27 protein-coding genes are annotated in these 22381 nt (G+C 32.5%); 21 read left to right on the top strand and 6 right to left on the bottom strand.

Translation table 11 applies throughout. The annotated features are described in order from the left end of the window. The first annotated feature begins 159 nt into the window (after positions 1–159). The 13 genes from mcrB to mtrH all read left to right on the top strand — a co-directional run bounded on the left by mcrB (position 160) and on the right by mtrH (position 10792). Positions 160–1491 (top strand): coenzyme-B sulfoethylthiotransferase subunit beta, encoded by a 1332-nt coding sequence (mcrB, locus tag METOK_RS04895; protein WP_013867114.1) that lies wholly within the window; start codon positions 160–162, stop codon positions 1489–1491. 110 nt (positions 1492–1601) lie between these two features. Then, on the top strand, positions 1602–2108 hold the full coding sequence (gene mcrD / locus METOK_RS04890; protein WP_013867113.1) for a methyl-coenzyme M reductase operon protein D: 507 nt from the start codon (positions 1602–1604) through the stop codon (positions 2106–2108). Between the two features lie 21 nt (positions 2109–2129). Next, a complete protein-coding gene (gene mcrC / locus METOK_RS04885; protein ID WP_013867112.1) occupies positions 2130–2726 on the top strand; it encodes a methyl-coenzyme M reductase I operon protein C in 597 nt (198 codons plus the stop codon). Positions 2727–2737: 11 nt separating this feature from the next. Beyond that, entirely contained in the window at positions 2738–3520 is a 783-nt protein-coding gene (gene mcrG / locus METOK_RS04880) for a coenzyme-B sulfoethylthiotransferase subunit gamma (RefSeq protein WP_013867111.1), read from the top strand. 98 nt (positions 3521–3618) lie between these two features. Next, on the top strand, positions 3619–5277 hold the full coding sequence (mcrA, locus tag METOK_RS04875; RefSeq protein WP_013867110.1) for a coenzyme-B sulfoethylthiotransferase subunit alpha: 1659 nt from the start codon (positions 3619–3621) through the stop codon (positions 5275–5277). 359 nt (positions 5278–5636) lie between these two features. Continuing rightward, positions 5637–6539 (top strand): tetrahydromethanopterin S-methyltransferase subunit E, encoded by a 903-nt coding sequence (mtrE, locus tag METOK_RS04870; RefSeq protein ID WP_013867109.1) that lies wholly within the window; start codon positions 5637–5639, stop codon positions 6537–6539. 43 nt (positions 6540–6582) lie between these two features. Next, the gene (gene mtrD / locus METOK_RS04865; protein ID WP_013867108.1) at positions 6583–7290 is read left to right on the top strand and encodes a tetrahydromethanopterin S-methyltransferase subunit D; all 708 of its coding nucleotides are present in this window, start codon (positions 6583–6585) and stop codon (positions 7288–7290) included. A 104-nt stretch (positions 7291–7394) separates the two neighbouring features. Beyond that, positions 7395–8186: a tetrahydromethanopterin S-methyltransferase subunit MtrC gene (gene mtrC / locus METOK_RS04860; protein ID WP_013867107.1), complete on the top strand. Its 792-nt coding sequence runs from the start codon at positions 7395–7397 to the stop codon at positions 8184–8186. Between the two features lie 106 nt (positions 8187–8292). Further along, positions 8293–8601 carry a tetrahydromethanopterin S-methyltransferase subunit B gene (locus METOK_RS04855; protein ID WP_013867106.1) on the top strand — a complete coding sequence of 103 codons (309 nt, stop codon included), beginning with the start codon at positions 8293–8295 and terminating at the stop codon, positions 8599–8601. A gap of 11 nt (positions 8602–8612) precedes the next feature. Continuing rightward, entirely contained in the window at positions 8613–9338 is a 726-nt protein-coding gene (gene mtrA, locus METOK_RS04850) for a tetrahydromethanopterin S-methyltransferase subunit A (protein WP_013867105.1), read from the top strand. Positions 9339–9348: 10 nt separating this feature from the next. Beyond that, positions 9349–9552, top strand: coding sequence for a tetrahydromethanopterin S-methyltransferase subunit F (locus tag METOK_RS04845; protein WP_013867104.1), 204 nt, complete (start codon positions 9349–9351; stop codon positions 9550–9552). 20 nt (positions 9553–9572) lie between these two features. Continuing rightward, positions 9573–9821, top strand: coding sequence for a tetrahydromethanopterin S-methyltransferase subunit MtrG (gene mtrG, locus METOK_RS04840; protein ID WP_013867103.1), 249 nt, complete (start codon positions 9573–9575; stop codon positions 9819–9821). A gap of 11 nt (positions 9822–9832) precedes the next feature. Further along, positions 9833–10792, top strand: a complete 960-nt coding sequence (gene mtrH, locus METOK_RS04835; protein WP_013867102.1) for a tetrahydromethanopterin S-methyltransferase subunit H — start codon at positions 9833–9835, stop codon at positions 10790–10792. Between the two features lie 142 nt (positions 10793–10934). Here mtrH and METOK_RS04830 read toward each other — a convergent pair whose 3' ends face one another. Genes METOK_RS04830 through METOK_RS04815 form a run of 4 tightly spaced genes read right to left on the bottom strand, consistent with a single transcriptional unit; the run spans position 10935 to position 13099 of the window. Then, positions 10935–11462, bottom strand: a complete 528-nt coding sequence (locus METOK_RS04830) for a DUF2096 domain-containing protein (RefSeq protein ID WP_013867101.1) — start codon at positions 11460–11462, stop codon at positions 10935–10937. A gap of 12 nt (positions 11463–11474) precedes the next feature. Further along, a complete protein-coding gene (locus METOK_RS04825) occupies positions 11475–11771 on the bottom strand; it encodes a DUF749 domain-containing protein (protein ID WP_013867100.1) in 297 nt (98 codons plus the stop codon). Between the two features lie 59 nt (positions 11772–11830). After that, entirely contained in the window at positions 11831–12589 is a 759-nt protein-coding gene (locus tag METOK_RS04820) for a YchF/TatD family DNA exonuclease (protein WP_013867099.1), read from the bottom strand. Between the two features lie 42 nt (positions 12590–12631). Further along, positions 12632–13099, bottom strand: a complete 468-nt coding sequence (locus METOK_RS04815) for an RNA-binding domain-containing protein (protein ID WP_013867098.1) — start codon at positions 13097–13099, stop codon at positions 12632–12634. 464 nt (positions 13100–13563) lie between these two features. Between METOK_RS04815 and METOK_RS04810 the strand changes: the two genes are divergently transcribed. From METOK_RS04810 to METOK_RS04775, 8 genes are all read left to right on the top strand, one after another. Beyond that, on the top strand, positions 13564–14094 hold the full coding sequence (locus METOK_RS04810) for a pyruvate ferredoxin oxidoreductase subunit gamma (RefSeq protein WP_013867097.1): 531 nt from the start codon (positions 13564–13566) through the stop codon (positions 14092–14094). 89 nt (positions 14095–14183) lie between these two features. Then, positions 14184–14441 (top strand): pyruvate synthase subunit PorD, encoded by a 258-nt coding sequence (gene porD, locus METOK_RS04805; RefSeq protein WP_013867096.1) that lies wholly within the window; start codon positions 14184–14186, stop codon positions 14439–14441. Between the two features lie 175 nt (positions 14442–14616). Continuing rightward, entirely contained in the window at positions 14617–15780 is a 1164-nt protein-coding gene (gene porA, locus METOK_RS04800; RefSeq protein ID WP_013867095.1) for a pyruvate synthase subunit PorA, read from the top strand. A gap of 124 nt (positions 15781–15904) precedes the next feature. Then, complete coding sequence (gene porB / locus METOK_RS04795) at positions 15905–16801, top strand: pyruvate synthase subunit PorB (RefSeq protein WP_013867094.1); 897 nt, start codon at positions 15905–15907, stop codon at positions 16799–16801. 112 nt (positions 16802–16913) lie between these two features. Further along, positions 16914–17426 (top strand): 4Fe-4S dicluster domain-containing protein, encoded by a 513-nt coding sequence (locus tag METOK_RS04790; protein ID WP_013867093.1) that lies wholly within the window; start codon positions 16914–16916, stop codon positions 17424–17426. Positions 17427–17478: 52 nt separating this feature from the next. Continuing rightward, positions 17479–17895 carry a 4Fe-4S dicluster domain-containing protein gene (locus tag METOK_RS04785; protein ID WP_013867092.1) on the top strand — a complete coding sequence of 139 codons (417 nt, stop codon included), beginning with the start codon at positions 17479–17481 and terminating at the stop codon, positions 17893–17895. Positions 17896–18153: 258 nt separating this feature from the next. Beyond that, on the top strand, positions 18154–19545 hold the full coding sequence (locus tag METOK_RS04780; RefSeq protein WP_048057888.1) for a TldD/PmbA family protein: 1392 nt from the start codon (positions 18154–18156) through the stop codon (positions 19543–19545). 157 nt (positions 19546–19702) lie between these two features. Then, positions 19703–20977, top strand: coding sequence for an amidohydrolase (locus METOK_RS04775; RefSeq protein WP_013867090.1), 1275 nt, complete (start codon positions 19703–19705; stop codon positions 20975–20977). Between the two features lie 97 nt (positions 20978–21074). On the opposite strand, the gene METOK_RS08460 is transcribed toward METOK_RS04775, so the two are convergent. Both METOK_RS08460 and METOK_RS04770 read right to left on the bottom strand, forming a co-directional pair. Next, a complete protein-coding gene (locus tag METOK_RS08460) occupies positions 21075–21416 on the bottom strand; it encodes an ABC transporter substrate-binding protein (RefSeq protein ID WP_269595619.1) in 342 nt (113 codons plus the stop codon). 18 nt (positions 21417–21434) lie between these two features. Beyond that, positions 21435–22346 (bottom strand): hypothetical protein, encoded by a 912-nt coding sequence (locus tag METOK_RS04770; RefSeq protein WP_083810050.1) that lies wholly within the window; start codon positions 22344–22346, stop codon positions 21435–21437. Positions 22347–22381: the final 35 nt, after the last annotated feature.

The raw sequence follows: 22381 nt of genomic DNA, 5'->3' as shown, positions 1-22381 counted from the left end.
ATTAAAATAATAAATTTAAATATATGAATAAATTTTTTATAATATTCCTTTAAAAAATATCTCCTATATATAGTTTTCGATTTGAATTCAATGGAAAAAGGAATATATAAATAAAAATATAGGATGTAGTGCATATATCAAATAATAGGAGTGGTTCCTATGGTAAAGTATGAAGATAAGATAAATTTGTATGATGCGAAAGGTAATCTTGCAGCAGAAAATGTACCGTTGGAGGCTATAAGCCCATTGTACAACCCAGTTGTAAAGAAGATAGTATCCGATGTTAAGAGAACAGTAGCAGTTAATTTAGCAGGTATAGAAAACAGTTTAAAAACCGGAGCTCTCGGAGGCAAAGGTTGCAAAATTCCAGGAAGAACCTTGGATTTGCCAATAGTAGAAAATGCTGACGCTATTATGGAAGAAGTTGAAAAAACATTAAGAATTTCACCAGATGATGATACAAATATTAGAACAATTAACGGTGGAAAACAGGCAGTTGTTCAGTTGCCATCCAGAAGATTAGAGGTAGCAGCAGAATATTCAGTATCTATGTTAAACACAGCAATGGCTTTGAAAGAAGCTATTATTAAAACATTTGACATAGATATGTTTGAAGGTTCAACAGTGCATGCCGCAATTATCGGAAGATACCCACAAGTTATGGATTATATGGGAGGAAACATTGCTTCATTATTAGGAGCTCCTTCAAACATGGAAGGTTTAGGCTACGCATTGAGAAACATTATGGTAAACCACTATGTAGCCACAACAAAGAAAAACATCATGAACGCTATTGCATTTGCATCAATCATGGAACAAACAGCAATGTTTGAAATGGGAGATGCAATAGGTGAATTTGAAAGAATGCACTTGTTAGGTCTTGGATACCAAGGTTTAAATGCAGATAACATAGTAATTGACCTTGTAAAAGCAAACGGTAAAGGTACAGTTGGTACAGTTGTTGCTTCATTAGTTGAAAGAGCTCTTGAAGATAATGTAATTGTAGAAGATAAAACACTAGATTCAGGATTTACAATGTATAAACCAGTAGATGTTGCTAAGTGGAATGCTTATGCAGCAGCAGGTTTAGCAGCAGCAGCTATTGTAAATTGTGGTGCAGCAAGAGCTGCTCAAAATGTTGCTTCAACAATCTTATACTACAACGATATAATAGAATATGAAACTGGTTTGCCAGGTGTTGATTTCGGTAGAGCAGAAGGTACTGCGGTAGGATTCAGTTTCTTCTCACACTCCATCTATGGTGGTGGTGGTCCAGGTATATTCACAGGAAACCACATCGTTACAAGACACTCCAAAGGATTTGCTATTCCACCAGTATGTGCCGCATTATGTGTAGATGCAGGAACTCAGATGTTTTCACCTGAAAAAACATCAGCATTAGTTGGTGCAGTATACAGTGCTATTGATGAATTTAGAGAACCTTTGAAGCATGTAATTGAAGGTGCTATTGAAATAAAAGATAAATTATAATAAATTATAAGTTAATAACTTTTATGCTTAATGATACTCAATATATTGATTATAATAATTAATAATAATTTATCAATCATGCCAATTAACTAAACTAAATAGGTAATAAAATGATAGAAATAGAAGTCTTCCCCCATAGGTATTTAAAAGCTAAAACTACCGAAAAATTCCTTAATAAAGCTTATTCATTAGATACTGTGGAAAGAATTATAATCCACGGCGAACCTTTGCCAAAAACCGTATATTACGGTCCTGCAAAAGGAACTCCCGTAAATCATCCTGAGAGAAAGGAAATTAATGTTCATGGAGTTCCTGTTGAGCTCACAGTAATGGCAGGAAGATTTTGGATAACATTAAAGGATGACAGTGAAGTAGATAAAATTGAAGAAATCTGTAAATCACTGTTTCCGTATGGATACAATATATCGGTCGGCAAATTTACTAGGGATAAAGCAACCGTAACAGATTATATAAAATACGGTGAGAAGCTGGTAAATATGATGGACAAAAATATGATAGGTTTGACCGACCCAAGGAGTAAATATGAATCCGCAGTGAAAATTATTCCAAAAGATGAAGAAGACAATAAAACAGAAAAGGATGAAAAAGAAAAGTAAAAAGAAATTTAAAGTGATTATATGCCAGTAGGTAGAAGAGAACAAATTGTGGATTGCAGGTCCGTAATGGGATTGGGCGAAGGTGGTGGATTAGCTCAAAGAGGAACCTTCGCAGAAGGTTTGAAAAATGATGTTGTAGTTGTAGCTATGTCTCCTGGAAGGAGGCATATTACAAAACCAGTTTGTGAAATTACCTATGGAATAAGGGAAGCAGGAATCCAAACAAGTGTTCTTGTATTGGATGCAGGTACTGGTATTCCTCATGATGCCCCTCATGGGAGCCTCGGTTCAACATTTGGGTTAAAACCAAAAGAAGCCGAGCAGGTAAATAGGCATAAACTTTGCGTTATTCACTTTGGGAATGTTAAGAGCCATATCGTATATAAGGCAAGATTATTTTTAAGGTATGTGCATATACCTACGATAGTAGTCTGCCAAACGCCTGTGGATATGGAAGATTTTGCCAAAGTGGGTGTTAAAACCAAAGAGGTTATGCCTATTGAACCTAAAACAGGAGGCATGATTGTAGATATTATTACAGGGGTTGTTAGGGGTGAATCAGCTCCACAATCAAAAATTGATGAAGTAATTGAAAAAATTAAGAAGCATTTAATTTAAGAGGTGATTTTATGGCATACAAGCCTCAATATTACCCTGGTGCAACAAAAATTGCACAGAACAGAAGAAATCACATGAACCCAGAAATTGAATTGGAAAAATTAAGAGAAATTCCAGATGATGAAGTTGTAAAAGTCATGGGACACAGGCAACCTGGTGAAGATTATAAAACAGTTCACCCTCCATTGGAAGAAATGGACTTGCCAGAAGATTATGTAAGAGACTTAGTTGAACCTATTACAGGAGCTAAGGAAGGACATAGAATCAGGTATATACAGTTTGCAGATTCCATGTATAATGCACCTGCTCAACCTTATGACAGAGCAAGAACTTACATGTGGAGATTCAGAGGAGTAGATACTGGAACACTTTCAGGAAGACAGGTTATTGAAATGAGAGAAAGTAACCTTGAAGAAGTTTCAAAGAATTTCTGTATTGATACAGCATTCTTTGACCCTGCAACCTGTGGTATGAGAGGAGCTACTGTGCATGGGCACTCATTAAGATTGGATGAGAATGGATTAATGTTTGATGCTCTTCAAAGATATGTATATGATGAAAAGACAGGTCATGTTTTGTATGTAAAAGACCAGGTTGGAAGACCATTGGATGAGCCTGTTGATGTTGGAGAACCATTACCTGCTGAAAAGTTAGCAGAAATTACAACAATATATAGAAAAGATGGAACTCCGATGAGAGATGACGAAGAAGTTATTGCAGTAGTTAAAAGAATCCATAGAGCAAGGACATTAGGAGGATATATGCCTTCTGAGAAAATATTTGAAGGATTGTAATTAAAATAACTAAATAATTAAATATAACTTTCTTAATTAATTTATTTAATTAACTTATTAATTATTATTACCTCTATAAACTTTTGAGGTGAATATTTATGGAAGCTGAAAAGAAATTGTTCTTAAAAGCATTGAAAGAAAAATTTGAAGAAGATCCAAAAGAAAAATATACAAAATTCTACACCTTTGGTGGATGGAGACAGTCTAAAAGAAAAACTGAGTTTGTTGAACATGCGAAAGAATTATCTGAGAAAAGAGGAGGTATTCCTGGATATAACCCAGATATTGGAGTTCCATTAGGACAGAGAAAATTAATGCCTTACAAAATCTCAAATACTGATGCCATTGTAGAAGGAGATGACTTACACTTCATGAACAATGCTGCTATCCAGCAAATGTGGGATGATATCAGAAGAACAGTTATTGTTGGTATGGATACAGGACACGCTGTTCTTGAAAAAAGGCTTGGTGTAGAGGTTACACCAGAAACAATAAATGAATATATGGAAACAATAAACCACGCATTACCTGGTGGTGCTGTTGTTCAGGAACACATGGTTGAGGTAGACCCTGCATTAGCATGGGATTCCTACGCTAAGATATTCACTGGGGATGATGAATTAGCAGATGAGCTCGACAAAAGAGTATTAATTGACATTAACAAATTGTTCCCAGAAGAACAAGCAGAACAGTTAAAAGCTGCTATTGGTAAAAGAACCTATCAGGTATCAAGAGTTCCTACATTAGTAGGTAGGGTATGTGATGGAGGTACCATAGCAAGATGGTCTGCTATGCAGATTGGAATGTCATTCATTACAGCATACAAACTCTGTGCAGGAGAAGCTGCAATTGCTGATTTCTCATATGCTGCAAAACACGCTGATGTTATTGGAATGGGTACTGCACTTCCAGCAAGAAGGTCAAGAGGAGCAAACGAGCCAGGAGGTATTCCATTTGGGGTATTGGCAGATGTAGTGCAAACAACAAGAGTAAGTGATGACCCAGTAGAACAGTCATTAGAAGTAGTTGCAATGGGCTGTATGTTATACGACCAGATATGGCTCGGTTCATACATGTCAGGAGGAGTAGGATTCACACAATATGCAAGTGCAACATACACTGATGACATCTTGGATGATTTCTCATACTATGGATATGACTATGTAGAGAAAAAATACGGAATAAATGGTACAAAACCAACAATGGATGTTGTAGAGGATATTGCAACAGAAGTTACACTCTATGGATTAGAACAGTATGATGAGTTCCCAGCATTATTGGAAGACCACTTTGGAGGTTCTCAAAGAGCTGGTGTTGTAGCAGCTGCATCTGGTATCTCAGTATGTATGGCAACAGGAAACTCAAATGCTGGGGTTAATGGATGGTATTTAAGCCAGATATTACACAAAGAATACCACAGCAGATTAGGATTCTATGGATACGACTTGCAAGACCAGTGTGGTGCTTCAAACTCACTTTCAATTAGAAACGATGAATCATCACCATTAGAATTGAGAGGTCCAAACTATCCAAACTATGCAATGAATGTAGGTCACCAGGGAGAATACGCAGGTATTACCCAGGCAGCTCACTCAGCAAGAAGAGATGCGTTTGCAACGAACCCATTAATTAAAATTGCATTTGCAGACCCTTCATTGGTATTTGACTTTGCTCACCCAAGAAAAGAATGTGCAAGAGGAGCTCTAAGAGAATTCGAACCAGCAGGAGAAAGAGACCCAATCATTCCTGCACATTAAATTATTTTATATTTTATAATTTTATTTATATTTTATACATTATATACCTATTATTACCCATATTTAACAAAAAACCTATTTTAATTAAAATTATTTATTTTATTTATTTTAATAACTTATTATTAATTGGCCATACTTAATCTATCAACATTATAATGTTTATAAATATAAATGTTAAATATGCCTTAATTGGTAAATATAGTGATAATTTAGAGATATGATTATAAGAATACAATTAAAGAATTTTTTATTTAAAATAAAGGATATTTATATATTATTTGCCAAATTAAATAGAAAATAATATATATTATTAATGTTGTTATATAATATGTGGATTATCGTATTAATGAGGTGAAACAATGGACCCAACAATAATTACACTTGGAGCATTGGCACTTGCAGGAGCTGCTGCTACTGTTTCTGGATGTGCCGAAGATTTGGAATCTGATGTAGGTTCTCAATCAAACCCTAATTCTCAGGTTCAGTTAGGGCCACAGATGGGTAATATTCACAGATACTTTAATAAAGCTATATCTGGGGAACCTGTAGCTTATGGATTATATGTTGCTGTTGCAGGTTCAGTAGCATGGGCTATTATGCATATTGGATTAAACCCCATTCTTGCATTGATTATAGGGGCAGGAGTAGCTGCATTTGTTCATGGAGCATATGCTGTTAGTGCATATTTGGGAAGAATTGTAGGTCAATCAAAGAATTTTGGTCAACCTGTATATATGGATGTTATTTTAAGTCATGTTGGACCTATTGTTGGTCATGGTTTTATAGCTGTATTTTGTATGCTTTTTGTCGCATATTTGGCAACCACTATTTTAGGAAATCCATTCCCATTACCATTGGTAGCATTTATATTTGGTATTACAGTAGGTGCTATCGGTTCATCAACAGGGGATGTACATTATGGTGCTGAAAGGGAATATCAAAAATACCCATTTGGTGGAGGTATTCCTGTTGCCAATCAAGGTGATATTGACATTAAAGCAGAATATGGTTTAAGAAATGGTATAGATTCATCCTATTTCTGTTCAAAATTAGGAGGTCCATTAACAGGTCTTTGTTTTGGAGGAATAGTATTTTTGGATGGATGGAGAGGATTAATGGGAGATATATTAGGTGGTGATTTGGTAACAAAATCATCAATTGCCATTGTAATCGGAATAATATTCGTAGCAATAGCTGCATATATAAATAGAGTAATTGAAGTATATGCAAGAAAAAAATATGGTCCATATACGGATAGGTAAAAATATTATAACAATAATTTAAATTATAAATTTGGTGATAATTATGGATGCTGTAAGCTTGATAATACCCATTGCAGAGATTACAGTTGCAGGTGCTATAATTAATGCAAGTGTGCATTTTGTTCCAGTAGGAGGAGCTCCTGCGGCAATGGCTACATCAACTGGGGTAGGAACAGGAACTACTCAGTTGGCAGCAGGTGCTGGATTTACTGGTTTAATGGCTGCTGCGGTAATGGCCGCTCAAAGTGGTATTTCACTTTCAAATCCTGTGCATTTAACCTTGATATTGTTATCAGGAGCAGTAGGCTCTATGATAATGCTTGGATTAACAATGTTAATTGGTCAATTGATTTATGTCTATGGTGTAGGTGTTGTTCCAGCTGCTGATAAATGTGATAAAGACCCAATTACCGGAGATTATCAAAAATCATATATAACTCCTGGAACTACTGGGCATGGAATACCAACTGTATGTTTTATTAGTGGTTTAATTGGAGCAGCATTAGGTGGTATCGGTGGAGGATTGGCTTATGTTGCATTTAAATTGTTAGGGTTTAGTTCAGAGGTTGCAGGTATTATTGCTGTTGGATTTTTCTTCATGAATGCAGTTCTTGCATCATACAACATAGGAGGAACAATAGAAGGATTCCACGACCCAAAATTCAAAAAAATACCAAATGGAATTATAGCTTCAACAGTAGGTTCAGTAATAGCTGGTATTGTTATAGCAGGAATGTCTCTTGGAATTTAATAAATAGGAAGTTTAACTTTCTTAGTTAAAATTAGTTGAATTAAAAATGGGTATATTTGAAATATATATGAAATAATGTTATGAAATAAATATGAGGTGTAATCATGAGTCATGGTGGTGGAGGTCACGCCGCTGAACTTTATCCTGAAAATCAGGTTTTAATAGCAGGTGTTGTTCTCTCAATTATTGGTATGTATATTTCACAATATGTGCCTCAAATATCTATGTTAATTGGAGGATTATTGGCAGTAGCAGCTACCGTAGCAGGAGCAAATGTTACAAGGAAGGTAGCAGCATACGGATTAGGGACTGGTGTCCCATCCATAGGTATGGTTAGTTTAGGTATGGGTACTATCTCCGCAATTGCAGGGGTATTATTACCAAAAGCATTTGGAATCCCTAATGTTACTATACCAATAGTAGCAGCAGTTGTGGCTGTTATATTAGGTTTAATCGTTGGTAAATTAACAGTAAAACCAATAGGTATGAAGATTCCAATTATGGTTCAATCCATGACAAAACTTTCACTTATGGGAACACTCTCAATACTTGGTTTCTGTTCAGCATATGCTGGTGGATTTTCCCCAGACATAATTATACCAGGAGCAATAAAAAACGGAATTATAGCCTTGGCATTTATAGCACCAGGTATGGCTATATTACATCCATTTAACGCTTGTTTAGGTCCAAACGAAAGTCATAAAAGAACATTTATTAATGCAATAGCCTGTGGATTATTAACCTGGTTTATATTTTCAATGGCAAAATTAGATGCAATATCTATTGTGGTATCATTAATATTGTTTGCAATAGCATACTACAAATTCGTAAAACAATCACTTAACGATGCATGTTGTGTATTATACACCCCAGAATTACCTAAAAAAGAGGAATAATCCCGTAGTAGTATATCATTAATAGAATATAATAATTGGTGAAATTATCGGATGAAATAAAAAATTTCATTAAATTTCACCTAAAAAAACATAAATCGGTGAAATTATGGCAATATTGTATATCGATAAAGAAATTCCTCTGGTTTATAACATTGAAAATGGGAAGATTACAAAAGGATTGGGAGATGTAATATTTGTAGATACTGACCCTATTAACCAGCAAATAGATAGATTGGAAGAATATGTATCATCCTATGAACAATCATTAGACCCAAGATATAAACCATTAAAATCTTATGATAACCGTGAAGGAGTTTATTGTATTGCAGGATATTTTAAACCTATGTTTTTTGGAGTATGGATTACATTAGGTATTGGTGCGATATTAGCATTACTAATGGGTATAAAATTTTAAGGTGATAATTTATGGCAGATAAAAAAGAACCAGCAGCAGGATGGCCAATAGTAAGTGGTGAATATGTGGTAGGGAATCCTGAAAGTTGTGTTGGGGTTGTTACCCTTGGGTCACATGGATTGGATGATGCAGCTATTTCAGCAGGAGCTGCCATATCAGGACCATGCCACACTGAAAACTTGGGAATTGAAAAGGTTGTAGCAAATTATATTTCCAATCCAAATATACGATTTATGGTATTATGTGGTTCTGAGGTGCAGGGACATATTACAGGACAGTGTTTTAAAGCACTTCATGAAAATGGAATTGGAGATGATGGAGGAATTATTGGGGCAAAAGGAGCAATTCCATTTCTTGAAAACGCAGGAAAAGATGCAATAGATAGATTTAGAAGGCAAATAGTTGAAATTGTAGATTTGATAGATTGTGAAGATACAGGGAAAATAAGTTCAGCAGTTAAAGAGTGTATCTCAAAAGACCCTGGTGCAATAGATGAAGACCCTTTCATCATAGAGTTAGAAGGAGGAGCAGGCGGTGAAGAAGAAGAAGGAACTGCAATAAAACCCATAACTCCTGAAATGGCAATTGTTGAAAGTAGGTTAAGAATAATTTCAGAGGCTATTAACTACAATGCCCTCTTAGCAAAATGGCAATCTGGATATTACAATGGAAAAATTCAAGGTATATCTATTGGATTGTTTATGTCAATATTAGTATTAGGCATATTAATGTTCTAATGGTGAAAACATGAGTTTAGAAATATCAAATAAACCAAACACTAAATCCATAGAATCTATTATGGATAAATTAGAGTATAAAGTAGGATTAATTACAAGAAATAGAGGATTAGAGTCAGGTATAGAATCTTCTTCAGTTAAAGGATTAGCAATAGGCGTTATATTTGGAATTGTCTTATTGGCAATACCTATTATTATTAGACTATATCAATAATTGGTTTTTGAGGTGAAATTATGGGAGAAGATGAAAAAACGCCTGTTCCTCAGGTGATAATGGACCCCAAAGATTATGAGGCATTGATGCAACGGTTGGATGAGCTCGAAACAAAAGTAGAAAATACAAATGCAGAAGTATATCAAACAGCTGGTAGAAAAGTAGGAAGGGATACTGGTATATTATATGGTTTAACGATAGGTCTTATATTATACAACATATTCCCATTAATTATAAAATTAATCGATTATCTATCAATGTTAAAATGAGGTGATTATACATGTGGGCATACGATAAAGAACAGGCAGTATTTGAAATTGCAGGCAGAAAAGTAGGCGGACAGCCAGGAGAATACCCAACAGGATTATCAGGAACAATATTCTATGCAAGACATAAAATTGTAGAGGATGAAAGAAAGGGAATATTTGACAAAGCCGCAGCAGAAGAGTTAATAAATATTCAGGCAGAGATGGAAGATATTACTGGAAATGCAGCATTTGTCCAGATATTTGGAGGAAACCCCGAGGCATTAACAAAATATATTGATTTTGTTGCTGAAGTATGGGATGGACCAATGTTGTTGGACTCTACATCAGGAGAGGCTAGAATGGCTGCTGCAAGAAGAGCAACAGAAGCAGGATATGCAGACCAGTGTATATATAACTCTATCAATGTTTCCATGGATGATGCAGAATTCCAAAACTTAGTAGATAGTGATTTAGAAGCATCTATTGTATTATGTTTTGACCCTATGGACCCATCAGTCCAAGGTAAATTAAATGTTTTAGAAAATGGTGGTAAAACAGCCGATACAGGTATGCTTGAATTAGCAGAAAAAGCAGGTATCAAATATCCATTAGTAGATGTTGCAGTTACTCCATTAGGTAATGGAGCAGGTCCAGCAGTTAGAGCAGCATTTGCTGAAAAAGCCACCTACGGATATCCTGTTGGAAGTGGGGTCCATAATATCCCATCTGCATGGGACTGGTTAAGAGAATTTAGAAAAGGATTAAGAGAAAAAGGAGAAACACAACTCTCAAAAGATGTTCATCATGTTTGTGATATTGGAGCAAACATTGTTCAAACAATGACCTCAGCAGATTTTGTTCTTTATGGACCAATTGATAATGCAAGACTGGCATTCCCAGCAGTAGCAATGACAGATGCAGTTATTGCAGAAGCTGCAAAAGAAATGGGCGTTACTCCTGTGGATAATCACCCAATTAATAAATTAGTATAAACCAGAGTATTAAATAAAATTCTTTTTTAATTTTATATTTATTTAAATAATTGTAATACATCTCTTTTTAGTATTTTAAGTAGGAGCTCCTATCACATATACTCTCACCACCTACACATTACAATATAACATCTAAAAATTTTTAATATTTCCAAATTATAGAAAAATCCTTTAATGCATTTTTTATTTTGTCTTTATTGCCCTCAATTACAACAGTATCGTCCAATTCATTACTAAATTCAAAAATAACCCCATACCATTCACTTAAATCCCCCAATATTTCTGTTTGGAGTTCTTTATTTAATTTTATTCGTATGGATTCAATATTCTTTCTTTTTTTGACTTCTGGACTAAATGATGATTTTTTAAGTGGAAATTCCACATTTAACTCATTTCTTACAGCCTTAGCCATTTTATCTAAATATTCTTTTGCGAGCTCATCATCACATAAACCAAAAAGTATCATCTGCACCTTTGAGAGCTCCTTTTCAGCATCTGTTAAAACCTCAAAAGATGAATGTTCATCGAGAAGATAATATGTAATAATATTGTTTGCCAATCTCAATCTAAAAAAAGCTTCTTCTGGAACCATCTCCCCCTGACTAGCCAATACAGATGCGAGCTCTGCTAAGACCACCCACTGTTTATCTATACCTCGTGCATCTTTCATATTATCACTTTTTTAAAGTCTTTCAACATATTTTTTTAATATTTCTTCCGAATCATGATTTAATAAAGTTCCCATCTCATCCAATTTTGACTTAATGTAAGATATACTTTCCTTTCCATCCATAAAAAAAGCTTGATAACTTGTAGTTCCTATAATATTAAGTATTGCTACTTTATCATTTTTATTTAATTCTCTTTTATCTAAGTGAGCTCTTATTTTTATACAATCTGCTAACTCACTTTTTAGCCCTTCCTCGACACTTATTATACTTATTAATTTTGCTGTAAATGTATTTTCATTACATTCCATAAATATCACCAAAAAAATAATTATAACATTATATTTTTCACCGATTTACATTAAATAAATTAAATATTAAATAATTTTTTTGTGTTATGATATATAATATTAACAATTTCATCATAACTGTATGTGCCATCACCCTTTTTTATATCATATATCTTTTCTACAACTTTTATCACATTTACAGGCTGGTTTTTTTCTCCTTTTATGGGGGATAAATAGGGGCTATCGGTTTCAACCACGATATTTTCCAAATCCAAATGCTTAACAAGTTCTTGATGATGAGTTGAAAAACAGATAAGCGTAGATATAGAAATATAATGGTTATTATCTATCAATTCCTTTGCGAGCTCTATATCGCCACTATAACAGTGAAACATAGATATTACCCTGTTATTTACTAAGTTATAACATTCCCTTTCAAGACCTCTACCATGGATTATGATAGGTTTATTTAATTCCTCTGCTAAATTTATGAATTTATTGAATATTTCCTTTTGACGACCGATATTATGAACATTTGCATCAAGCCCTACCTCACCAACCCCTAAAATTTCTTTTTCGTGCTGTTTTATAAGATTATATACCTTATCTATTATTTTATCCTCTGCATTTACATTACCCGGATGAAAACCTAGCGTTAGATAAATATTATATTCTTTTTTAAATTTCAATGCCCTTATGCATCCTCCAAAATTTGCACCACTTGTTATCATCTCTACATTATTATTTTTTGCAGTTTCTACAACTTCCCCTCTATTTTTGTTAAATCCTTTATCTTCAATATGGCAGTGAGCATCGATATATTTATATTTGAATTTCACATTTTTCACCAACTATTATTTTTATTATTTTATTATTATATTTTACTTTTTTAGTTCATTCAATATGAGCTCCTTTACCTTTTGTTCTTTATTTTTTGGCATATAAATTTTAAAATTTATAACAATTCTTACAACATCATCCCCATCTATTAATTTACATTCTCCAAGATATGCCTTTTGCTTATCGAATCTTAAATAAATCTTGCTTTTTTCTAATCTTAAATCAATGTCTTTCTTTAATTTATTTATATTTCTCTCATCAGATTTTATAAGTTTCACAATATGGTTAAATACTTCTTTGGCTATTTTATTTTTATCGATTGTAATTTTATGGATAAAGATAGGATTCCCAAAACATCCTTCTGAATTTAATGTTTCAATCTCTAAGTCTTCCTCATCAATACTTTCTGGTAAAAAATATATCATTGCCTCTAAAACCTTATCTTCGTCCTCTGTGGCGTGAGAAATTGAAGAGATAGTTATATTATTTATTTCAATATTATCCGTCATAAATACACCTTTTTTATTATATCATTGTGATATTATAATATTTTATGTCAATTTATATTATATCATTTTATGCCATTGTATAAGGCATTATATTATTTTATTAATAAATTAACTTTATAAATTTTATATTAATTATAATTATTAATCAATATCAAAATAAAATAGAAATTATAATAATATAAATAATTGTAATCATAAATTATAAACTATTTCCCACTGTAATATCATTAAATTATTTACATTTTTTATTATTGTTAATTATATATCTACATTGACATATGCTATAAAATAATTAATAAACTAAAATAATTAATTAAATGTTAAATATTTTTCGACATTTGTAGTATAATAAAAACCTTTATATAATATAATTTATAACGATTAATAATGATGATTAGATTTACTGAATAATTAACGCATATAAAAACATTTTATAATATATTCTGTCGTAATGAGGTGAATTAATGATTGAAATTAGATTTCATGGAAGAGGCGGTCAAGGAGCTGTTACTGCTGCTCAGATTTTAGCAAAAGCTGCTTTTTATGATGGAAAGTTCTCCCAAGCTTTTCCATTTTTTGGTGTTGAAAGAAGAGGAGCTCCGGTAATGGCATTCACAAGAATCGATGATAAAAAAATAAGATTGAGGAGTCAGATATATGAGCCCGATTATGTTATAGTTCAGGACCCTACCCTTTTAGATATTATCGATATTAAGGGAGGTTTAAAAAAAGGTGGAAAAATTGTGGTAAATACCCATAATAACTTACAATTTTCTGACTGTGAGGTATATACAATCGATGCAACAGGCATAGCTCTTGAAGTATTGGGGCTTCCCATTGTAAATACTGCTATGTTAGGAGCATTTACAGGAGTTACAGGCGAAGTCACCATTGAATCACTTAAAAAGGCAATTATGGATACATTTCCAAAAAAACTTGGAGAAAAAAATGCAAAAGTTGCAGAAGTTGCCTATAATATGGTTAAAGGAAAATAACCCTTATTACACCATATATTGCTTAAATATAACAAATAATTGATAAAAATAAAAACGATTAGAAAATTAAAAGTATTTAAGGTGATGTGATGGTTACTATTGGAGCCATAATATACGAACCAGGTAATTCCATTAATAACAAAACAGGTAGTTGGAGAGTATTCAAGCCTATAATGGATAAAGATAAGTGCGTAATGTGTGAAAATTGTTTTATATTTTGTCCAGAAGGGTGTATCAAAGAAAAAGATGGAAAATTTGAAATAGACTATGATTACTGCAAAGGATGCCTTATATGTGTAGAAGAATGTCCAGTTAATGCAATAACCAGTATTAGGGAAGAAAAATAATGAGCTTAGAGAGTAAATAAGAAATTAGAGAATAAATAAGAAAATAGGACACATATATAATCTAAATAATTTAGGGAAATTGAATATAATGTAATTAAATCATATAATTAGATATGGAATAAACATTTGCTTTTGCTTTTTTAATTAAAATAGAGATAAAAAAGGTGGATAACACATGAGTAAAGTTAAAATTATTACTGGAACATCTGCTGCTGCGGAGGCTGCAAGGTTATGTGATGTAGATGTTGTTTCAGCTTATCCAATAACTCCCCAAACAACATGTGTAGAAAAATTAGCGGATTTTGTTGCAAATGGGGAGTTGGATGCAGAGTTCATTAAAGTAGAAAGTGAGCACTCGGCAATAAGTGCATGTGTTGGTGCAAGTGCAACAGGTGCAAGGACTTTCACTGCAACTTCATCACAGGGGCTGGCTTTAATGCATGAGGTGTTGTTTATAGCATCTGGCATGAGATTGCCAATAGTCATGATGAATGCAAATAGGGCATTGTCTGCTCCGATAAATATTTGGAATGACCAGCAAGATAGTATATCTCAGAGAGATACAGGATGGATTCAAATATATGTTGAGGATAACCAAGAAACACTTGATTCAATAATTCAAGCATTCAAAATTGCCGAAAATGAAAATGTATTATTGCCAGTGATGGTTAATTTGGATGGTTTTATATTAACTCATACCGTTGAACCTGTGGAATTACCAGATGAAGAAGAAGTAAGGAATTTTGTAGGGATTTATAACCCAAAACATGCATATTTAGACCCAGATAAGCCAATAACCCAAGGACCTGTTGGTGTCCCAAGTTGTTATATGGAATCCAAACATGATGTTCAGTTAGCTATGGATAATGCTGAAAAAGTTATAATAGATGTTAATGAAGAATTTGCAAAGAAATTTGGAAGAAAATATGGTAATGGGTTAATAGAAACATACAACATAGAAAATGCAGAAACTGTAATTGTTGCCATGGGTTCAATTTGCGGAACAATTAAAGAAGTTATTGATAATTTAAAACAGAACGGAAAAGAATATGGTCTTTTAAGAATAAGGACATACAGACCATTACCTACAAACCACATAAGAGAGGCATTAAAGAATGCTAAAAATGTTGCCATTCTTGATAAAAACATAACTATTGGATTAAATAAGGGTGCATTATACACTGATTTAGCAGGCATTTTAAAGGATAAAAAAACTACCAATTATATCGTTGGTTTAGGTGGAAGAGACATCAAACCAGAAGATATTGAAGAAATTATAAAACATGCTGAAAAAGCAGAGGATGGAGAAACCAAATGGATAGGTCTAAACAAACAGTAAATAATAAAATAAAATTAATAAATTCCAATAAATTAAAAAAATAATAAATTAAAAAATATAATAAGAATAATAAATATATTAATGTATAAATTAATATTAAAAAGAAGAGCTAATTGGTGATAAAATGGCTGAAAAACAGTTTCCAAGAGAAGAATATCTTGCTTCTGGACATAGAGGCTGTGCTGGATGTGGGGCGGCAATTGTTGTTAGGCAGGCATTAAAAGCTGCTGGAAAGGATACAATAGTAGCAAATGCCACGGGATGTTTAGAGGTTATGACTACACCATATCCTGAAACAGCTTGGAGAGTGCCATGGATACATGTTGCTTTTGAAAATGCTGCTGCCGCTGCAAGTGGTGTAGAATCCGCAGTAAAGGTTTTGCAAAGAAAGAGAAAAAAATATGCCGATAAAAAAATAAATATCATAGCATTTGGTGGAGATGGTGGAACTTCAGATATTGGTTTTCAGTCTTTGAGCGGTGCCATGGAAAGAGGGCACAATATGCTATATATTATGTATGACAACGAGGCATATATGAACACAGGTATTCAAAGAAGTAGCTCCACACCATTACTTGCATCAACAACAACATCTCCTGCGGGAAGTGTTATAAAAGGAGAAGACAGGCCTAAAAAAGATATGGCTATGATTATAGCAGCACATGGTGTTCCTTATGTTGCTACTGCATGTTTAAGTTATCCCGAGGATTTCATGAAAAAGGTTAAAAAAGCATGTGAAATAGAGGGTCCGGCATTTATTCATGTATTGCAACCATGCACCACAGGATGGGGATATAATCCAAAAAATACTGTAAAAATGGGTAGATTAGCAGTAGAGACTGGTGTATTTCCTCTTTATGAAATCGAGAATGGAGAATTTAGAATAACATACAAACCAATAAAAAGAAAACCAATTAAAGAATATACCCAATTACAAAAAAGATACAGACATTTAACGGATGAGGATATTGAAATATTGCAAAAATATATAGATGAAAAATGTAAATTGCTTGGATTGTAAATTATATTTATACATATGTTACCATAAATTTTATAAATTAAATATATTTAAAATTGTAAATTTTTATTAAAATTCATACCATAGAGCTATATTCATACCGTTTGGTGGTATCATGAAAAAAATAATAATGGTTAATGATAAGTGCGATAATTGTGGAGATTGTGTTAAAGCATGCATGGAAGTTCATGAAGTAAGTAGAATTGGCATATTGGAACACAAGGGTAGGTATTTACCCGTGGTGTGCCAACATTGTGCATCGGCACCCTGTAAAGAGGTATGCCCTGTTGAAGCCATTGAAAATAAAGATGGAGTTATCTACTTAGATGAATCCAAATGTATTGGCTGTGGATTGTGTGCTATGGCTTGTCCATTTGGTGCCATTACTATGACCGAGGTTGCACATAAATGTTCATTATGTATAGAATCAGAAGGTGACTGTGCCTGTGTTAAAGCATGTTCAAAGAGATGTTTGGATGTAGTAGGTATATCTGATATTATATTTGATAAAAGAGATAAGAACCTTGAAAATATATATAAATTATATGGAAGCTCCGATAAAAAAGCAAGTGGCACACTTTTATCAAAAATTACCAGTTCTGCAAAAGTAGGTAATCCATTAAAATAATTTTATTTTAATACTTATTTTAATTTAGTTTTTAATTCTAATGGTGAGTTGTATGAAATTAATGCCTAATGTCAAGCTCTGTATAGATTGCAAAAGGTGCGAGAGGATTTGCCCCAATAATGGAATATTCGTTGTTGAAGGCATTCCTATAAAATGTATGCACTGTGAAGATGCACCATGTATGAATGCCTGTCCAGAAAATGCATTGATTAGATTAAACGGTAAAGTTGTAGTAGATAAAAAGAAATGTGTAGGCTGTGGTTTGTGTATTGAAGCCTGTCCATTTGGTGCTATTAGGATGGATTATAGCTCTGGAAAAATATCCAAATGCAATGGATGTGCAAAGAAAGATGTGGAGTTATGCAAATTGGTATGTCCAACAGGAGCTCTTGATTATAGTGAAAAAACAGTGGAAAATAAACAGAAAGAACTTGTATCAAAGCTTAAAAAAATATACTCTTATATTTAATTTAAATTAATTTATTCTTTAAACCAATAATATACTTTATTTTTTTATATACTATTTTTATTATCTTAATTTTATTTTACACTCATCATATTTTTTTAAGTAATAATAATATTTATGAATATATCATTTATTTATTATAATATAATAAATGTAGTAAATGTAATTAACTGTAATAAAGTAAAATGTGATAAATAGACAATAATAGCAAAATATGTAAATAATATGCACATATATAACACACATAAAAATGGTGAAATAATGGAAGATTTACGATATATTGATTTAGAAAAGCTAGAAAAAATGTTTATAGGAACCTATTGTGATATTAGGGCAGGTTTTGGAGAATCTAACAATATAGTTCTAAAAGATGGCAATATCGACGAAATTTCGTCTGGTATGGGTGCTGGGGTATCTGTTAGGGTGCTTTATAAAAATGGATGGGGGTATGCTACCTCAAACAAAATAGATTTAGATGAAATAAAAGAATTAATACAAAAAGCATATAAAATTGCAAAAATTTCCAATGAAAACTCCAAAAAAACAGTGATTTTAAAGGATGTAAAAACTTATGAGGACTATGTAATATCCAATGCAAAAATAAATCCTAAAAATGTTGAAATAGAAGAAAAAAAGGAATATTTAATGCTTGCTCATAAGTATATGACTGATGATAATAACAATCCCAACAATAAAAATAAAATAGTTAGCACCTCGGTGGCATATTCTGATGCTGTTGGACATTCTTTGTTTATTAATAGTGAAGGAACAAGGATTGAAAAAGAGAATATACGCGTTTTGATGTATATGACAGCAGTTGCCAAGGATTCCACATTACAGTATGCATCTGAAAGGCTTGGTGGGGACGGTTTTGAGGTTATAAAAGAAGGAAATGTTACTCAAAAAGCAAAATATGCAAAAGATAGAGCATTAAGATTACTTGGTGCTAAACCATGTCCAAAGGGAGAGTTCAATGTAATACTTGACCCAGAGCTCGCAGGGGTATTTATTCATGAGGCTGTTGGTCATGCCTCAGAGGCTGATTTAGTTTTGCAGAATGATAGCGTATTTAAGGATAAAATTGGAGAAGTTGTTGGAAGCCAGTATGTATCTGTAATTGACAATCCATTGATAGAAGATTCATTTGGATATTACAAATATGATGATGAAGGAGTAAAAGGAAGAGAAACCAAAATAATTGAAGATGGAGTTTTAAAAAATTACCTACATACACGAGAAACTGCGGGAAGACTAAATATGGAAATAACTGGAAATGCAAGAGCTCAGGGATTAAACAAACCTCTTGTTAGAATGAGCAACACTTATATAAAACCAGGAGATTGGAAATTTGACGAGCTCCTACAAGATACAAAAAATGGCATATTCTTAAAAGGTTCAAGAGGGGGACAGGTCGATACTGGAAAAGGGCTATTCCAATTTAATGCAGTTGAGGCATTTTTAATTGAAAATGGTGAATTAACTACACCTCTAAGGGACGCGGGGCTCAGTGGGGAAATATTAAATATTCTCCATAATATAGATGCAGTATCCGATGAATTTAAATTAAGCGTTGGATATTGCGGTAAAAATGGTCAAAGTGTTCCAGTTGGAGATGGCGGAGGAAGCGTAAGAACTAAAACGGTATTGAGTTAAATTAATATGAATAAATATATTTTAAAAATTTATAAATTACTTAGATAAGTTAAAAAACTAAAACTAATTAAAAATAAAAAATAAATAACTAAATCTAAAAATTAAAAATTAAAGAACTAAATCTAAAAAAAACCAAAATTAAAAATGAGGCATAGTCATGATTTTGATAGAAGGAGCTCTGATAAATAACAACATACAGGACTTATTAATTGAAGGAAATAAGATAAAAAGAATAGGAAAAAATTTAATTGATAAAGAACACCTAAATAAAAAAGACTTAAAGATAATAGATGGTAAAAATAAAATAGCAATTCCAGGACTTATAAATACCCATACCCATATACCAATGACTCTTTTTAGAGGGGTTGCCGATGATTTACCACTTATGGAATGGTTAAACGATTATATCTGGAAAATGGAAGCAAAATTAAATAAAGATATTGTTTATGCCGGAGCCCTACTTGGATGCGTTGAGATGATTAAAAGTGGAACAACGACATTCAATGATATGTATTTTTATTTGGATGGCATAATTAAAGCGGTAAAAGAAACTGGTATTAGAGGCTTTTTATCCTATGGGATGATTGATTTATTTGATGAGGAAAAGAGAGAAAAAGAGCTTAAAACCAGTGAAAAAACCATTAAACAAATAAAAAAATTAAATGATTCAAAAATAAATCCTGTATTGGGACCTCATGCACCATATACCTGTTCAAAGGAGCTCCTAATGGAAACCCATAATATGGCTAAGGAATATAATGTTCCCATACATATACATATGAATGAAACTCTTGACGAGATAAAAAATATAAAGGAAAAAACCAGCATGCGACCTTTTGAATATTTAAATTCCTTTGGGTTCTTTGACGATGTAAGGGTAATATCAGCCCACTGCGTTCATCTTTCAGAAAATGAGATAAATATTATAAAAAATAAAAACATAGCAGTATCCCACAATCCAATAAGCAATTTAAAGTTAGCCTCAGGAATAGCTCCAATTCCAAAACTTATGGATAATAATATTTTAATTACCCTTGGAACAGATGGATGTGGAAGCAACAACAATTTAAACCTTTTTGAAGAAATAAAAGCGGCTTCTCTTATTCATAAAGGTGTATCGTTAAATCCAACAGTAGTTAATGCCGAAGACTCATTTAATTTTGCCACAAAAAACGGAGCTCATACCCTTGGTTTAAATGCTGGTGAGCTATTAGAAGGAGCTCTGGCTGATATTGTATTGATAGATTTGGATAAACCTTACCTAATACCTAAGGAAAATATGAGCTCCCATTTAGTTTATTCATTTAATGGGAATGTAGATATTGTTATAATTGACGGTAATATTGTTTTAAATGATGGAAAAATGGTAAATATTGATGAGAAAAAAGTTTATGAAATGGCAGAAAAGGCATATTTTAAATTAATCTGCTGATTTTATTTTTTTAGTATATTTTATTATTTTATAATATATATTATTATTTTTATCATTTTTATCCATAATTATTTTTTATTGTTTTTATTTTATTATACTACTGAGTATTTATTTTTATCAAATATTTCAAATTCTCACCAAATACCTCTGGATGAATAGTCTTGGCATAATCAAACATGATATTCTTTGGGTCAATTACCTCTTTTTTTGAATTATCATAGGAGATGGCATAAAACCTATTATTTTTAAATGCTTTGAAGTTGGCAAAGTCAGGATTTAAATTAAGTAATTGTTCTTTTGTAGTTATATTCTTACCCATAGTATGCAATATAACAATATCTGCATTCATTGCCCTTCCATAAAAAGTCTCTTTATCCATATATTCCCCACCAGTTCCGGGCATATCGTTAAATACATACTCACCTTTAACATCATTTATCCATTTGTTCCTAAAATTCTAAGCTCCCCATACATAAGGACCTTTTGATGATGACCAATAAAAACATGCCACTTTTGGATATGTATTGATATTCCTAACTTTTCTAATGACATTATTCCTTGATTTCCAAGTTTCTTGGAAGTAATTATTTACTTTTTTATAATCATTTACACCATAAAACACTGCAAAGAATTTAATCCATTCGATTTTTCCCAGAAAACTATCTTCCGTATATGCTCCTGTTCTTGAATAGGTAATGCCCAATTCATCAAGTTTTGCTACCATCGGCTCAGTTCGTTTAATTTTATGAATAAATACCATATCTGGACTTGCATTTATAATATTATCATATTTAGGGTTTCCCCAGGTGCCTGCGTCTAAAATTTCTCCATTCTGATACCTTTTATAAAGTGTAGGTAGCTCATTTTTCCATTTTGGTGCTGTGTATCTTAAATATTGCATGGTATTTACACTATTTGTAATATTCTCATCCTTTGTTATGTATGCTGTTCCCAATAATATTTGGTCTCCACATACAACACTTTTTAGAGGAATTTTAATTATTTTAGCATCTGGAATATTAGGGGCTGTTATTCCTTCTTTTAATGCTATAAATTTATTTCCATCGGCATCTTCTATATAACAGTATCCTTCATCCCTGTGAGGTTCTAATTTTAGGTTTTTAGCAAATATAACCGGTTCTCTAAATTTATCGTAGTTTTTGAATAGATATACAACATCTGCAATATCTACGGAATTATCACAGTTTAAATCTCCATCATCCAATGGAACATTTCTATGTTTAAATAGATATACAACATCTGCAATATCTACGGAACCATCATTATTTATATCGCCTATTTCTGCTCCCATTACTGATGGAACAAGTGATAATAATGCCAAAATAGGAAATATAAAGATTTTTTTCATATTATCACTTATATTAATTGTTATCATTTCCATGA

It is taken from the genome of Methanothermococcus okinawensis IH1, assembly GCF_000179575.2.
Lineage (GTDB): Archaea > AGJL01 > Methanococci > Methanococcales > Methanococcaceae > Methanofervidicoccus > Methanofervidicoccus okinawensis.
This window is presented reverse-complemented; position numbering and strand designations above follow the sequence as displayed.

Coding starts and splice junctions, on each gene's coding strand:
- mcrA (WP_013867110.1), top strand. CDS start 3,619: ATGGAAGCTGAAAAGAAATTGTTCTTAAAAGCATTGAAAGAAAAATTT.
- METOK_RS04790 (WP_013867093.1), top strand. CDS start 16,914: ATGAAAAAAATAATAATGGTTAATGATAAGTGCGATAATTGTGGAGAT.
- mtrE (WP_013867109.1), top strand. CDS start 5,637: ATGGACCCAACAATAATTACACTTGGAGCATTGGCACTTGCAGGAGCT.
- mcrB (WP_013867114.1), top strand. CDS start 160: ATGGTAAAGTATGAAGATAAGATAAATTTGTATGATGCGAAAGGTAAT.
- mtrA (WP_013867105.1), top strand. CDS start 8,613: ATGGCAGATAAAAAAGAACCAGCAGCAGGATGGCCAATAGTAAGTGGT.
- METOK_RS04825 (WP_013867100.1), bottom strand. CDS start 11,771: ATGGAATGTAATGAAAATACATTTACAGCAAAATTAATAAGTATAATA.
- METOK_RS04770 (WP_083810050.1), bottom strand. CDS start 22,346: ATGAAAAAAATCTTTATATTTCCTATTTTGGCATTATTATCACTTGTT.
- mcrD (WP_013867113.1), top strand. CDS start 1,602: ATGATAGAAATAGAAGTCTTCCCCCATAGGTATTTAAAAGCTAAAACT.
- mcrG (WP_013867111.1), top strand. CDS start 2,738: ATGGCATACAAGCCTCAATATTACCCTGGTGCAACAAAAATTGCACAG.
- mcrC (WP_013867112.1), top strand. CDS start 2,130: ATGCCAGTAGGTAGAAGAGAACAAATTGTGGATTGCAGGTCCGTAATG.
- mtrH (WP_013867102.1), top strand. CDS start 9,833: ATGTGGGCATACGATAAAGAACAGGCAGTATTTGAAATTGCAGGCAGA.
- mtrD (WP_013867108.1), top strand. CDS start 6,583: ATGGATGCTGTAAGCTTGATAATACCCATTGCAGAGATTACAGTTGCA.
- porA (WP_013867095.1), top strand. CDS start 14,617: ATGAGTAAAGTTAAAATTATTACTGGAACATCTGCTGCTGCGGAGGCT.
- METOK_RS04855 (WP_013867106.1), top strand. CDS start 8,293: ATGGCAATATTGTATATCGATAAAGAAATTCCTCTGGTTTATAACATT.
- METOK_RS04845 (WP_013867104.1), top strand. CDS start 9,349: ATGAGTTTAGAAATATCAAATAAACCAAACACTAAATCCATAGAATCT.
- METOK_RS04775 (WP_013867090.1), top strand. CDS start 19,703: ATGATTTTGATAGAAGGAGCTCTGATAAATAACAACATACAGGACTTA.
- METOK_RS04785 (WP_013867092.1), top strand. CDS start 17,479: ATGAAATTAATGCCTAATGTCAAGCTCTGTATAGATTGCAAAAGGTGC.
- METOK_RS04830 (WP_013867101.1), bottom strand. CDS start 11,462: ATGAAAGATGCACGAGGTATAGATAAACAGTGGGTGGTCTTAGCAGAG.
- mtrC (WP_013867107.1), top strand. CDS start 7,395: ATGAGTCATGGTGGTGGAGGTCACGCCGCTGAACTTTATCCTGAAAAT.
- porB (WP_013867094.1), top strand. CDS start 15,905: ATGGCTGAAAAACAGTTTCCAAGAGAAGAATATCTTGCTTCTGGACAT.
- mtrG (WP_013867103.1), top strand. CDS start 9,573: ATGGGAGAAGATGAAAAAACGCCTGTTCCTCAGGTGATAATGGACCCC.
- METOK_RS04815 (WP_013867098.1), bottom strand. CDS start 13,099: ATGACGGATAATATTGAAATAAATAATATAACTATCTCTTCAATTTCT.
- METOK_RS04780 (WP_048057888.1), top strand. CDS start 18,154: ATGGAAGATTTACGATATATTGATTTAGAAAAGCTAGAAAAAATGTTT.
- METOK_RS04810 (WP_013867097.1), top strand. CDS start 13,564: ATGATTGAAATTAGATTTCATGGAAGAGGCGGTCAAGGAGCTGTTACT.
- porD (WP_013867096.1), top strand. CDS start 14,184: ATGGTTACTATTGGAGCCATAATATACGAACCAGGTAATTCCATTAAT.